Source organism: Streptomyces sp. NPDC088762 (assembly GCF_044750905.1).
Taxonomy (GTDB): Bacteria; Actinomycetota; Actinomycetes; order Streptomycetales; family Streptomycetaceae; genus Streptomyces.
In genome coordinates this window covers 659,364-672,561 of sequence record NZ_JBIVKT010000001.1, presented here as the reverse complement: position 1 = coordinate 672,561, position 13,198 = coordinate 659,364, and the positions used below count along the sequence as shown (strand labels likewise).

Sequence of the window (13,198 nt, the reverse complement as noted above, 5' to 3'; positions counted from 1 at the left end):
GGGAAGCGGGCAGGACGACGGCTCGGATGTGAGGCGCCTCACCTACCGATTGTTCGGTTGTCCGCGCAATTTGGCTACAGGCGGCTCCAGGCTGTGGACAAAGTGGCGCCGGGGCCTTGGGATGGGTGCAGGACGTCCAGGAGAGGGAGGCATCGGGCAATGCCGGATGAACAAATGGCCGGAGCGGGGTCCGCCCCGGTCCCGCCGGGGCCCGTCCCCGGGACCCCACCGGTACCTTCCGTTCCGCCCCGCCCACTGGATCCGATCGACCGGTCGATCATCCGGCTGCTCCAGGCCGACGGGCGTGCGTCCATACGGTCGGTGGCGGAGCAGGTGCACGTCTCGCGCGCCAACGCCTACGCGCGGATCAACCGGCTCATGGACGACGGGGTGATCCGCGGGTTCACCGCCCGCGTCAACCACGAGCGCGCGGGGCAGGGCGCCTCCGCCTACATCACCCTGAAGATCGTCCAGAACTCCTGGCGCACGGTCCGCGAGCAGCTGCGCGAGCTGCCGGGCGCCGCGCACATCGCGCTGGTCAGCGGGGATTTCGACGTGCTGCTGCTGGTGCACACGCCGGACAACCGGACCCTGCGCGAACTGGTCCTGACCCGCCTCCAGGCCATCCCGGAGGTGCTCTCGACGCGCACCCTGCTGGTGTTCGAGGAAACGGATCTGCTGGCCCCCGGGCCGGGCCCGGCCGGCGGCCCGGCGCTCGCCGAGGAGTAGCGCCAGGCCCCGCACACGCGAACGCCCCGGGAACGGGCCTGGACGGCCGTTCCCGGGGCGCTGTGCGCGGTGTCCGCGCGGGCCTGGATCAGCCCTTGTCGTAGTAGCCGAACATGTCGACGATGACGTCGGTGCTGCCCGGGCTCCAGTTGAAGAAGTCGACGATGCCGTTCTTGCCCGTGCTGGCCTGGACCAGGTTCGGGACGGTCTTGCCCCGCGTCCAGTTCAGGGTGGACGAGTTGGGCACGGGCACCTCGCCGGCCGTCCCGTTCTCGTACTGCTCGCGCGAGTTCGGGTCGGGGGCGACCGACAGGTGGCCGTGGTCGGTCGTGTTGGTGACCGTGCTGTTCAGGGCGAATCCGGTGATGTTGGGATTCCTCGTGGACAGCGGCATGATCAGGTACTCGAACGCCTGCAGCGGCCCGGAGTTCCAGTTGGCGTCGCCGCGGGTGTCGATCAGCCGCTCCGGCGCGACCGGCATGTAGGCGCTGGTGCTGCCGGTGCTGTAGTAACCCACGACGTCGACGATGACGTGGGTCCCGGACCCGGAGCCGTTGCGGACGTTGATCTTTCCGTCGGCGCTGACCGGCACGATCACCGCGTTGGCGATCGTCTGGCCGGCGGAGAAGTTCAGGTTCGACGTGGAGGACGCGGCCTGGCCGGCCGGGTAGACGGTCAGGTGACCGGCGGCCTGCGGCTCGGTGGTGGTCACGTTGAGCGCCACCGCCGTCGCGCCGGCCGGGACGCCGCCGCGGCCGCTCATCTGGGCCGTGAAGGTACCGAACCCGGGCACCAGGCCCTTGGCGGTGCCGTTGCCCTCGCGCGAGTCGACGAGGCGGGCCGGGTCCAGGGGGGTGTAGCCGCTGGAGGCGGTCCGGGTGAAGTAGCCGGTGACGTCGGCGATCAGGTCGACCGCGCCGCCGCCGCTGTTGTACAGCTCGACGTAGCCGTCCTTGCCGACCGGCACGATCACCATGTTCGGGACCGTCTGGCCCGCGTCGAAGTTGACGTTCGACGTCGTCGGCCGCGGGCCGCCCGAGCCGTAGACCCGGATGTGCCCGGCCGTGGCGGGGTTGGTGACGGTGACGTTCAGGGCCACGGCGGTGACCCCGGCCGGGATCTGGGCGTTTCCGGCGATCTTCACCTTGGTCGTGCCGAAGCCCGGGACCTTGGCCTTCGAGCCGCCGATCCCCTCCCGGGTGTCCAGGAGGCGGGTGGGCGTGTGCGGGGTGAAGTCCGAGCCGGCCGTCATGATCTGGAAGTCGTTGACGACCTCGGCATTGTTCCCGATGTCCCTCACAGTGACCTTGACGGTGTACTCGCCGAGCTCCGCGTAGACGTGCTTGTGGTTCAGGACGACGGAACCGGAGGCGGGGAGGTCGGTCCTGGTGCCGTCACCCCACTCGATGGCGACGCCGAGCGCCGCCTGCGCGCTCGTGATGGTGGTGGTCAGATCGAGCCCGTGCGCCGTGGAGCTCTCGGCGTTCAGCAGGATCGACAGATCCGGGTTGCCGGCGGCGGCCTGGGTCTCGCCCTGCGCCGTGGCGGCGGCCGCCTTGTCCCCCTTGGCCTGCGGCAGCGCGCGGCGGACCGTACGGTCGGCGGGGCTGGTGAAGGTCTTGAGGTTGGCGGCCCCGCTCTTGCCGAGGTCGACCTCGGGAATGGACGTTCCGTGCGAGCCCTGCGCGGGCGCGGCCGGGCCGGCCGCCTGGGCGATGCCCGGTATGAAACCAACGCTCGCCGCGACGATCACGGCGGCGGAAACTACGAGTCGGCGATTGCGCACCGGCCCCCCATGTGTGGTTGTGAAGGCATGTGTGAGCGCCGTTTTGAACGCGCTCAGGATCGAAAATCCCGCTAAGACTACATAGCCCCACGGACAGTCCCTCAGGGGATTACCCGCCAACGGTCAGCCGCGGATGGTCCGCAGGCCGTCGAAGGCCATGTGGACCACCGCGTCCGCGAGCTGGTCATGGCCCGTCCCCGGGTGCGGCCGGTACCACTCGACGAGGGAGTTCACCATGCCGAAGAGCAGCCGGGTGGCGAGCCGGATGTCCACGTCCGCCCGGAGGTCGCCCTCGGCCGCGGCCGCCTTGAGCAGGTCGGCGACCTGGTGGTCGAACTCGCGCCGCCGCTCCAGGGCCCAGCGCTCGGTGCGGGTGTTGCCCCGTACGCGCAGCAGCAGCGTCACGTACGGCAGCTCGGAGACGAGCACCTCGACCGTGCGGCGCGTGACGTACTCGACGCGCTCGACCGCCCGGCCCCGTACGGCGCCCGGTTCCTCCAGGACGGCGAAGAGACCGTCGAGGGCGCGGCTGACGGCGCGGCGCAGCAGCTCCTCCTTGCCGGTGACGTGGTGGTAGATCGAGGACTTCGAGATGCCCGCGGCCTTGGAGAGGTGCTCCATGGAGGTGCCGTCGTAGCCGCGCTCGTTGAAGACCTGGACGGCGACGGAGAGCAGGGTCTCGGGGGTGTAGGTGTCCCGCTTGGCCGTGGTCATTCGGTCCCCTCCGCCCCGTCCGGGCCTTCTTCCGCGTCCGGGTGTCCCGCCTCGTCCCCGTCGCCGGCGGCGTAGCCCAGTTTGAAGAGGGCCAGCGAGGGCGCGTACCGGCCGCCGGGACAGCGCTCGTCGAGGTGGTGCAGCAGGTCGTAGGCCCAGTCCCGGCCGAGCCGGTCGTGCCATTCGGCCGGGCCGAGGGGGTAGTTCACGCCGAGCCGCATGGCCGTGTCGATGTCCTCGGCGGAGGCGACGCCGCGGGCGACCGCGTCGGCCGTGAGGTCGATCAGCATCGCGACGGTCCGGGCGACGATCATGCCGGGGACGTCGCCGATGACCGAGACCTGCTTGCCGAGCGCCTGGAAGAGGCCCACCGCCTCGGCGAGGGTCCGCTCGCTCGTGTCCTCGCTGACGGAGAGCGCGATGCGGGTGGCCTCGCGGTAGTCGAGCGCGAGGTCGAAGTAGACGACGTCGGCGAACTCGACGGCGGTCTTGCCGTCCGCGAGCACCAGCTGGCCCTCGCCGGGCAGCTGGATGTACGGGCCCCCGTGCCCGGTGGCGGTGACCGCGATGCCGGCCTCCTCCATCAGCGCGGCCAGCTCCGCCGCGGGCCCGAGGTCGCCGACCACGGTGACCTTGGCCGGGGCCTCCTCGGGGGCTGCGGTGTGCGGCTGCGGCAGCGCGGCGTCGGGCCCGTACGGGAACCATCCGTGGCCCGACTTGCGGCCGAGGCGGCCCGACTGGACCAGCCGGCGCTGGGCGAGGGAGGGGGTGAACTTGGGGCTGCGGAAGAAGGACTCCCACACGGAGCGGGTCACCGCTTCGTTGACGTCCTGGCCGATCAGGTCGGTCAGCTGGAAGGGGCCCATCTTGAAGCCGCCGCTCTCGCGGAGCACGGCGTCGATGGTGGCCGGGTCGGCGCCCTGCTCCTCGTACACCGCGAAGGCCTCGGCGTAGAAGGGGCGGGCGATGCGGTTGACGATGAATCCGGGGGTGTCGGCGCAGCGGACCGGCGTCTTCCCCCAGCCCAGGACGGTGCGGTAGGCGCGCTCGGCGGCGGCCGGGTCGGTCGCGAAGCCGCTGACCACCTCGACGAGCGGGAGCAGCGGGGCCGGGTTGAAGAAGTGCAGGCCGAGGAAGCGGCCGGGGTGCGCGAGCCCGGCGGCCAGCTCGGTGACGGAGAGGGAGGAGGTGTTGGTGGCCAGCAGGCAGTCGGGCGACACCACCCCTTCGAGTGCGGCGAAGAGGCGGCGTTTGACCCCGGTGTCCTCGACGACCGCCTCCACCACGAGCGCGGCGCCCGCCACCTCGGCGAGCGTCGGCGCCGATCCGATCCGGCCGATCGCGTCCTCCGCCTCGGCGCGGTCCAGCCGCCCCTTGGCGGCCATCCGCTCGACGCGGTCGCGGACGGCGGCGACACCGTCGGCGGCCGCGGAGGCGTCGATGTCGTGGATCAGCACGCGGTGACCTGCGAGAAGGGCGACCTGGGCGATGCCTTGCCCCATGGTGCCCGCGCCGACGACCGCCACAGTGCGGGACCGCTCGATTGCTGTCATGTCCTGATCCTCCCGCACCGACTTGTCCACAGGTCCGCCGGGCCCTCTTGTCCCGACCGATCGTTCGGTTACTCTAACTCCAGTCTGCTCTTCTTCGCCCGGCTCAACGAGGAGTTGGTCTGTGATGGCCGCCGAGCTCACCGTCCCCCAGCTGTCCGACAAGCACCGGCCCACCCTGGATCAGGCCTTGTCCGCGATCCGCAGCCGGGCCTACTGGTCCCCGCACCCCGAGCACCCCAAGGCGTACGGCGAGAGCGCCCCGGCCGACGGCCTCGCCGCCTTCCAGGCCCTCCACGGCACCCGCCTGGACCTGGGACAGCCCGGCACCGACGGCTGGACGGGCGGCGAGGTGTCCCCGTACGGCCCGGAGCTGGGCGTCGAGTACCCGCACGCCGACCCGGACGTCCTGCTGCCCGCGATGAAGGCCGGCATGGGCGCCTGGCGCGACGCCGGACCCGAGGCGCGCGCCCTGGTCTGCATCGAGATCCTGTCGCGCATCTCCGCGCGGACGCACGAGTTCGCGCACGCGGTCATGCACACCAGCGGCCAGGCGTTCATGATGGCGTTCCAGGCGGGCGGACCCCACGCGCAGGACCGCGGCCTGGAGGCCGTGGCGTACGCATACGAGGAGCAGACGAGGGTCCCGGGGCAGGCCGACTGGTCGAAGCCGCAGGGCAAGAAGGACCCGCTGGAGCTGGGCAAGACCTTCACCGCGGTCCCGCGCGGCATCTCCCTCATGATCGGCTGCAACACCTTCCCGACCTGGAACGGCTACCCGGGCCTGTTCGCCTCCCTTGCCACCGGCAACCCGGTCCTGGTCAAGCCGCACCCGCGGGCCGTCCTGCCCCTGGCGCTGACCGTCCAGGTGGCCCGTGAGGTCCTCGCCGAGGCCGGCTTCGACCCGAACCTGGTGGCCCTGGCCGTCGAGCGTCCGGGCGAGGGCATCGCCAAGTCCCTCGCGGTCCGCCCCGAGATCAAGCTGATCGACTACACCGGCTCCACGGAGTTCGGCGACTGGCTGGAGACCCACGCCCGCCAGGCCCAGGTCTACACGGAGAAGGCCGGCGTCAACACGGTGGTCGTGGACTCCACGGACAACTACAAGGGCATGCTGGCGAACCTCGCGTTCTCCCTGTCCCTCTACAGCGGCCAGATGTGCACGACCCCGCAGAACCTGCTGATCCCGCGGGACGGCATCGAGACGGACGCCGGCCACAAGTCGTACGACGAGGTCGTCGCCGACCTCGCGGCCTCGGTCGGCGGCCTGCTGGGCGACGACGCGCGGGCCAACGCGCTGCTGGGCGCGCTGGTCAACCCGGACGTCAAGGCCCGCCTGGAGGCGGCGGCGGCGCTGGGCGAGGTCGCGCTTGCCTCCCGTGAGGTCGCGAACCCGGAGTTCCCGGGCGCGGTGGTCCGCACCCCGGTGATGGTGAAGCTGGACGGCTCCAAGCCGGACCCGGAGGCGCCCTACCTCTCGGAGTGCTTCGGCCCGGTCTCGTTCGCGGTGGCCGTGGACTCCACGGCGGACGCGCTGGACCTGCTGCGGCGCACGGTCCGCGAGAAGGGTGCGATGACGGTCGGCGCCTACACCACGTCCGCGGACACCGAGCGGGCGATCGAGGAGGTCTGCCTGGAGGAGTCGGCGCAGCTCTCGCTGAACCTCACCGGCGGGGTGTACGTGAACCAGACCGCGGCGTTCTCGGACTTCCACGGCTCGGGCGGCAACCCGGCGGCGAACGCGGCCCTGTGCGACGGCGCCTTCGTGTCGAACCGCTTCCGCGTGGTGGAGGTCCGCCGCCAGGCCTAGACCGTCCAGCCGGCGTCGGGGCCGGGCACCCGCTGGTCGGTGCCCGGTCCCGGGCCGCCCCAGTGGAACAGGGCCATGGCCACGCTGGTGGCCAGGTTGTAGCTGGAGACCTGCGGCCGCATCGGCAGGGACACCAGGTGGTCGGCCCGTGCACGCAGCTCGGGTGAGATGCCGTGGCGCTCCGAGCCGAAGGCGAGCAGGGCGTCGTCCGGGAGGGTGAGGGTGCGGATGTCCTCGCCCTCCGGATCGAGCGCGTAGAGCGGCCCCGGCGGCAGCGTCTCCAGGGTCACCTTGTCCACGACGGTGGCGTAGTGCAGCCCGGCCCCGGCCCGGACCACGTTCGGGTGCCAGGGGTCGAGGTCGCCGCGGGTCACCACGCCCGTGGCGCCGAAACCGGCGGCGAGGCGGACGACGGCCCCGACGTTGCCGAGGTTGCGGGGATTGTCGAGCACGACCACGGGCGCGACCCGGGGGCTGCGCGCCAGCGCCACCCGCCCGGCCTCCCGGTCGGGCCGGACGGCGAGCGCGGCCACGCCGGTGGGGTGCACGCGCGGCACCAGCTCCTTCAGCGGGGCCGCCCGCACCAGCCGGGCCACGTCCGCCTCGACGTCCGGGGCCAGCCCGCCGGCGAGCGCGCGTACGCCCGCGGGGTCGTCGGCGACGGCCATGTGCACGCGGGCCCCGAAGCGCAGGGCGTGCTTCAGGGCGTGGAACCCGTCCAGGAGCACGAGGTCCTCGCGCCCGGCAGCCTCCCGCCAGCGCCGCACCGTCTCATCCGCACTCCCATGGTCACTCATACCCCGACCCTACGGTCCCCCCGAGCGGGCCCGGGCCCCGGCAGCGGCGCCGCAGGTCAGCCCTCGGCCGGCACGGGACGCGGCTCTGTGGCGGGATCGGCTGCCGGCTCTGGCGCGGGACCGGCCGCAGGCTCTGCGGTACGACCGGCCGCACGCGGCTCGGCGGCCGGACCCCGCCCCGGCCGCAGGACGGCGGCCCGGGCGCCGAGCCACACGAGGAACCCCGTCGGCAGGAACACCGCGTCGGCGGCGATCATCGCCATCGAGAAGAACGGCAGGCCCAGCAGCACCGCGATCCCCGCGTGCTCCAGCATCATCACCGCCAGCAGCACGTTCTTGATCCGCCGGTTGAACAGCGTGAACGGAAACGCCACCTGCACCGCCACCGTCCCGTAGGACAGCAGCATCACCACCGTCCCGCTGCTCGCCACCAGCCCCGACAGGCCCGGCCAGGGCGTGAAGTAGTCCAGGCCCAGCGGGTAGTACAGCGCCGTTCCGTCCTGCCACCGCGACCCCTGGATCTTGTACCAGCCGGCCGTCGCGTAGATCAGGCACACCTCCGCCATGATCACCAGCATTCCCGCGTTGTGCAGCAGGTTCGCCAGGACGTCCAGGAGCGCCCGCCCCTCCCCGTCCGGCTCGTAGCGGTCCACCAGCCACCACAGCCCGCACACCACCCACAGCGCCGCGAAGGCCGCCAGCCACCCGGCGCCGAACCGTCCCGTGGCCGCCCCGTACGCGAACACCCCGCCCAGGACGGCCCACAGCACCGGCCCGGCCGCCCCCGCCGACGCGGAGCCGCGCAGCCGGGCCCGCCGCGCGTCCAGTGACCACACCCGGGCGCACCGCGTCAGCACCAGGTAGATCGCCATCAGGTGGATGACGTTGTCCCCGCCGTCCCCCATGAACACGCTGCGGTTCTGCAGCGCCAGCACCCCGATCATGAACACCACCGACGTGGCCCGCGTCCGCCAGCCCAGCAGCAGTCCCGCGCTCGCCAGCACGCTGATCCCGTAGACGATCTCGAACCACAGGGTCGAGTCCGACCACATCAGGACCGTGAACGCTCCGTTCGAGGCGATCAGCCGCTCCGCCAGCGCCCAGCTCCACGGGCCGTCCGGGCCGTACAGCTCGGCCCGGTGGGGGAACTCCCGGAGCAGGAAGAACAGCCAGGTACCGGCGAAGCCGATCCGCACCACGGCGCTCTGGTACGGCCCCAGCGCCCGCCCGCTGATCTTGGCCAGCGCCCGCGCCGCCGAGGCCCTCACGGAGGCCCTCACACCGACCACCACGGCAGCTCCCGGTAGGAGGTCCGGGTGTCGGTCGTCTCGTCGCTCCACTTCGGGGCGGCCACCGCCGTCGTCGCCGAGCGCAGCTGGATGCTCAGGATGTGGCCGTCCCGGTGGTCCGGCCGCAGCCGGTCCAGCGCGATCCGGCGCAGGTACTCCTCGGACAGCTCTCCGCGCTCCCCGGTCGGGTTGTCGTCCTCGTCGTGGGAGCCGGTGAAGAAGTCCCAGGCCCGGCGGAGCTCGTTCTGCTCCGTGTGGCTCGGCAGCAGGCTGTGCCGGATGGCCGCGCCGTCCTCGGCGCTCAGGTCACGCCAGTTGGTGGTGGTGAGCTCGCCGGCCGCGGTGCGCACCTGGGCCCGCACCTGCACCGCGATGTTCTGCTGGAGCGGGTTGGGCGCGAAGAGCTTCCAGTTCTGTTCGAACTCGGGGTAGATCCACTGGTCGATGGTCTGCGCGTGCCGCTTGCTCATCGTGTTGGACGGCGCGACGTGCAGGAACACGAGGGCGAGGTGCCCGCAGGCCGCCACGGCGACGGCTCCGAGGGCCAGTGCGGCGACCACCCGGTACGGGGTGGACAAACCGGCGATTCCGGGCGCCCGAGGGGGTGGCGGAGCGGTCCCGTCGGCGGGCTCGTGCGCGTTGGAATCCATCCCGCCCCGATCGTCCGGCGTCCACAGGGTTGACCACAGAGGTTGACACCCTACGGGCCGCCGTCTCACCATTGAAGAGGATGAACCGAACGATCGGTCGGTCGGGCGGACGGCGGACTCTGACAGGGGGCCGGGATGGTGGCAGTGACCCCGGAAACGGGGCCGGACAGGGCCCTCGGGACGGACAGGACCGATGGGACGGGCGGAACCGGTGCGATGGACGGGACTGGCGGGACGGATGGGACGGGCATGACGGCTGACCTGGGCGCACAGCTCGCGGCGGCCTTCGACGCGGCGGTCGCGGCGGAGGAGCGGGTGGAGCCGCGCGACTGGATGCCGGACGAGTACCGCGCCACCCTGGTCCGCCAGATGGCCCAGCACGCCCACTCCGAGATCATCGGCATGCAGCCCGAGGCCAACTGGATCACCCGCGCGCCCTCGCTGCGCCGCAAGGCGATCCTGATGGCCAAGGTGCAGGACGAGGCCGGCCACGGCCTGTACCTGTACAGCGCCGCCGAAACCCTGGGCACCAGCCGCGACGAGCTGCTCGACAAGCTCCACGCGGGCAAGCAGAAGTACTCCTCGATCTTCAACTACCCGACCCTGACCTGGGCCGACGTCGGCGCCATCGGCTGGCTCGTGGACGGCGCGGCGATCACCAACCAGGTACCGCTGTGCCGCTGCTCCTACGGGCCCTACGCGCGCGCCATGGTCCGGATCTGCAAGGAGGAGTCCTTCCACCAGCGCCAGGGGTACGAGCTGCTCCTCGCCCTCTCGCAGGGCACCGAGGCCCAGCACGCGATGGCCCAGGACGCGGTCGACCGGTGGTGGTGGCCCTCCCTGATGATGTTCGGCCCGCCGGACGACGAGTCGGCGCACTCGGCGCAGTCGATGGCCTGGCGGATCAAGCGGCACTCGAACGACGAGCTGCGCCAGCGGTTCGTGGACATCGCCGTCCCGCAGGCGGAGGCGCTGGGCCTGACCCTCCCCGACCCGGACCTGAAGTGGAACGAGGAGCGCGGGCACCACGACTTCGGCGCCATCGACTGGACGGAGTTCTGGCAGGTGCTCAAGGGCAACGGTCCCTGCAACGAGCAGCGGATCGGCCAGCGGCGCAGGGCCCACGAGGACGGCGCCTGGGTGCGCGACGCGGCCGCGGCGTATGCGGACAAGCAGACCGCGAAGCAAGCGGAGAAGCAGGCCGGCGAGACCGCCGGCCAGAACGAGGAGGCACGGGCATGACGCAGAACTGGCCGCTGTGGGAGGTGTTCGTCCGTTCGCGGCGCGGCCTCTCGCACACGCACGCGGGGAGCCTGCACGCCCCCGACGCCGAGATGGCCCTGCGCAACGCCCGCGATCTCTACACCCGGCGCGGCGAGGGCATCTCGATCTGGGTGGTGCCCTCCACCGAGATCACCGCCTCCTCGCCCGACGAGCGGGACCCCTTCTTCGCGCCCTCCGCCGACAAGCCGTACCGGCACCCCACCTTCTATGACATCCCGGAGGGAGTGAGCCACCTGTGACCAGCACCGATGTCACTCACGCGGCGGCGCTCGCCCTCGGCGACGACGCCTTGGTCCTCTCCCAGCGCCTCGGCGAATGGGCGGGCCACGCCCCCGTCCTGGAAGAGGAGGTCGCCCTCGCCAACATCGCCCTCGACCTCCTCGGCCAGGCCCGTCTCCTGCTGTCCATGGCGGGCGACGAGGACGAGCTGGCGTTCCTGCGCGAGGAGCGCTCCTTCCGCAACCTCCAGCTGGTCGAGCAGCCGAACGGCGACTTCGCCCACACCATCGCCCGCCAGCTGTTCTTCTCCTTCTACCAGCACGAGCTCTACGGGGAACTGGCCGGCGGGGACGGCCCGTTCGCGCCGCTGGCGGCCAAGGCCGTGAAGGAGACCGCCTACCACCGCGACCACGCCGAGCAGTGGACCCTGCGCCTCGGCGACGGCACCGAGGAGAGCGCGCGCCGCATCCGGGCCGCCCTGGACGCGCTGTGGAAGTACACCGGCGAGATGTTCCAGCCGGTGGAGGGCCTGGACGGCGTGGACTGGGCCGCCATGGAAGGCCGTTGGCTCGCGGCCATCACCGATGTACTGCAGCGGGCCGGGCTGGCGCTGCCCGAGGGGCCGCGCACGGGCGCCTGGGCGGCCGGAGCCGGGCGCCAGGGCCTGCACACCGAGCCCTTCGGCCGGCTGCTCGCCGAGATGCAGCACCTGCACCGCAGCCACCCGGGGGCGTCATGGTGACCGCCGGGACCGCGACGACCCGCCTGGAGGCGGAGCTGGCCGAGCTGGCCGGATCCGTCCCGGACCCCGAGCTGCCCGTGCTCAGCCTCGCCGAGCTCGGCGTCCTGCGCGGACTGCGGGTGCACGAGGACGGGCACGTCGAGGTCACCCTCACCCCCACCTACACGGGCTGCCCCGCCATCGAGGCCATGTCCGCGGACATCGAGCGGGTGCTGACCGGTCACGGCATACCGGACGTCCGGGTGACCACCGTGCTGGCCCCCGCCTGGTCGACCGACGACATCAGCGCCGAAGGCCGCCGCAAGCTCGCCGAGTTCGGCATCGCCCCGCCGCGCCCGCACGCGGCCGGCGGGCCGGTCCCGGTGGCCCTCTCGGTCCGCTGCCCGCACTGCGGATCGACCGACACCGAGCTGCTCAGCCGGTTCTCCTCCACCGCCTGCAAGGCGCTGCGCCGCTGCACCGCCTGCCGCGAACCGTTCGACCACTTCAAGGAGCTGTAGATGGCCGCACCCCGCCACGGCGCGTTCCACCCGCTGACGGTGGCGGCAGTCGACCGGCTCACCGACGACTCGGTGGCCCTGACGCTCAGGGTCCCCGAGGAACTGCGCGAGGACTACCGGCACGCCCCCGGCCAGCACCTGACCCTGCGCCGCACCGCCGCCGAGGGCGGAGAGGTCCGGCGCACCTACTCGATCTGCTCCCCCGCCCCGGTGCCGGAGGGCCCGGGCCCGGCCGAGCTCCGGGTCGGGGTGCGGCTGGTGGAGGGCGGCGAGTTCTCCACCTTCGCGCACAAGGAGATCGCCGCCGGCGACGTGCTGGAGGTCATGGTCCCGGCCGGCCGGTTCGTGCTGGAGCCGGCCGCCGCCCCGGCCGGCGCGCACTACGCGGCCATCGTCGGCGGCAGCGGGATCACCCCCGTGCTGTCGATCGCCGCGAGCCTGCTGGCCGCCCGGCCCGACGCCCGGTTCTGCCTCGTCCGCAGCGACCGTACGGCGGCCTCGACGATGTTCCTGGAGGAGGTCGCCGACCTCAAGGACCGGTACCCGGACCGGTTCCAGCTGGTCACCGTCCTGTCCCGGGAGGAGCAGGAGGCCGGCCTGCCGTCCGGGCGCCTGGACCAGGAGCGGCTGGCCGCCCTGCTGCCGGCACTGCTGCCGGTGGCCGAGGTGACGGGCTGGTTCCTGTGCGGACCGTACGGCCTGGTGCAGAGCGCGGAGCGGGCGCTGAGCGCGCTCGGCGTCGTACGGACCCGGGTGCACGAGGAGATCTTCCACGTCGAGGACGCCACGGCGAAGGCCCCCGCGGCCTCCGCCGCGGCCCCCACGCACGGCCGGGTCACCGCCCGCCTCGACGGACGCTCGGGCACCTGGCCCGTCCGGGAGGGCGAATCCCTGCTGGATGCGGTGCTCCGCAACCGCGCGGACGCCCCGTACGCCTGCAAGGGCGGCGTGTGCGGCACCTGCCGGGCCTTCCTGGTGACGGGCGAGGTCCGGATGGACCGCAACTTCGCGCTGGAGGCGGAGGAGACGGAGGCCGGCTTCGTCCTGGCCTGCCAGTCGCACCCGGTGACGGAGGAAGTGGAGATCGACTTCGACCGGTGAAGGTCCGTCCGCCGCTGCCGTCCCCCT

At 72.4% G+C, this 13,198-nt stretch carries 13 protein-coding genes; 7 read left to right on the top strand and 6 right to left on the bottom strand.

Translation table 11 applies throughout. From position 1 onward, the window contains the following. Positions 1–159 precede the first annotated feature (159 nt). Positions 160–729, top strand: a complete 570-nt coding sequence (locus ACIP5M_RS03080; protein WP_401191170.1) for an Lrp/AsnC family transcriptional regulator — start codon at positions 160–162, stop codon at positions 727–729. A gap of 88 nt (positions 730–817) precedes the next feature. On the opposite strand, the gene ACIP5M_RS03075 is transcribed toward ACIP5M_RS03080, so the two are convergent. The 3 genes from ACIP5M_RS03075 to ACIP5M_RS03065 all read right to left on the bottom strand — a co-directional run bounded on the left by ACIP5M_RS03075 (position 818) and on the right by ACIP5M_RS03065 (position 4,782). Then, positions 818–2,515, bottom strand: a complete 1,698-nt coding sequence (locus tag ACIP5M_RS03075) for a hypothetical protein (RefSeq protein WP_401191168.1) — start codon at positions 2,513–2,515, stop codon at positions 818–820. Positions 2,516–2,638: 123 nt separating this feature from the next. Continuing rightward, a complete protein-coding gene (locus tag ACIP5M_RS03070) occupies positions 2,639–3,229 on the bottom strand; it encodes a TetR/AcrR family transcriptional regulator (RefSeq protein WP_401191166.1) in 591 nt (196 codons plus the stop codon). Beyond that, complete coding sequence (locus ACIP5M_RS03065) at positions 3,226–4,782, bottom strand: 3-hydroxyacyl-CoA dehydrogenase (RefSeq protein WP_401191164.1); 1,557 nt, start codon at positions 4,780–4,782, stop codon at positions 3,226–3,228. The genes ACIP5M_RS03070 and ACIP5M_RS03065 overlap by 4 nt, the downstream gene beginning before the upstream one ends. Positions 4,783–4,906: 124 nt before the next feature. On the opposite strand from ACIP5M_RS03065, the gene paaN reads away from it, so the two are divergent. Further along, positions 4,907–6,589, top strand: coding sequence for a phenylacetic acid degradation protein PaaN (gene paaN / locus ACIP5M_RS03060; protein ID WP_401191162.1), 1,683 nt, complete (start codon positions 4,907–4,909; stop codon positions 6,587–6,589). On the opposite strand, the gene ACIP5M_RS03055 is transcribed toward paaN, so the two are convergent. Genes ACIP5M_RS03055 through ACIP5M_RS03045 form a run of 3 tightly spaced genes read right to left on the bottom strand, consistent with a single transcriptional unit; the run spans position 6,586 to position 9,325 of the window. Beyond that, a complete protein-coding gene (locus tag ACIP5M_RS03055) occupies positions 6,586–7,386 on the bottom strand; it encodes a TrmH family RNA methyltransferase (RefSeq protein ID WP_401191160.1) in 801 nt (266 codons plus the stop codon). The genes paaN and ACIP5M_RS03055 overlap by 4 nt on opposite strands. 56 nt (positions 7,387–7,442) lie before the next feature. Next, positions 7,443–8,666, bottom strand: coding sequence for an HTTM domain-containing protein (locus ACIP5M_RS03050; protein ID WP_401191158.1), 1,224 nt, complete (start codon positions 8,664–8,666; stop codon positions 7,443–7,445). Beyond that, positions 8,663–9,325, bottom strand: a complete 663-nt coding sequence (locus ACIP5M_RS03045) for a DUF5819 family protein (RefSeq protein WP_401191156.1) — start codon at positions 9,323–9,325, stop codon at positions 8,663–8,665. The genes ACIP5M_RS03050 and ACIP5M_RS03045 overlap by 4 nt, the downstream gene beginning before the upstream one ends. Before the next feature lie 216 nt (positions 9,326–9,541). Between ACIP5M_RS03045 and paaA the strand changes: the two genes are divergently transcribed. From paaA to paaE, 5 genes are read left to right on the top strand one after another with little or no spacing between them, the layout of a single operon-like run. After that, the gene (gene paaA, locus ACIP5M_RS03040) at positions 9,542–10,567 is read left to right on the top strand and encodes a 1,2-phenylacetyl-CoA epoxidase subunit PaaA (protein ID WP_401191154.1); all 1,026 of its coding nucleotides are present in this window, start codon (positions 9,542–9,544) and stop codon (positions 10,565–10,567) included. Beyond that, positions 10,564–10,848: a 1,2-phenylacetyl-CoA epoxidase subunit PaaB gene (gene paaB, locus ACIP5M_RS03035; protein ID WP_030009045.1), complete on the top strand. Its 285-nt coding sequence runs from the start codon at positions 10,564–10,566 to the stop codon at positions 10,846–10,848. The genes paaA and paaB overlap by 4 nt, the downstream gene beginning before the upstream one ends. Next, the gene (gene paaC, locus ACIP5M_RS03030; RefSeq protein ID WP_401191151.1) at positions 10,845–11,570 is read left to right on the top strand and encodes a 1,2-phenylacetyl-CoA epoxidase subunit PaaC; all 726 of its coding nucleotides are present in this window, start codon (positions 10,845–10,847) and stop codon (positions 11,568–11,570) included. Before paaB ends, paaC begins: the two co-directional genes overlap by 4 nt. Next, positions 11,564–12,070 carry a 1,2-phenylacetyl-CoA epoxidase subunit PaaD gene (paaD, locus tag ACIP5M_RS03025; protein WP_401191150.1) on the top strand — a complete coding sequence of 169 codons (507 nt, stop codon included), beginning with the start codon at positions 11,564–11,566 and terminating at the stop codon, positions 12,068–12,070. The genes paaC and paaD overlap by 7 nt, the downstream gene beginning before the upstream one ends. Beyond that, on the top strand, positions 12,071–13,171 hold the full coding sequence (gene paaE, locus ACIP5M_RS03020) for a 1,2-phenylacetyl-CoA epoxidase subunit PaaE (RefSeq protein WP_401191148.1): 1,101 nt from the start codon (positions 12,071–12,073) through the stop codon (positions 13,169–13,171). Positions 13,172–13,198 lie beyond the last annotated feature (27 nt).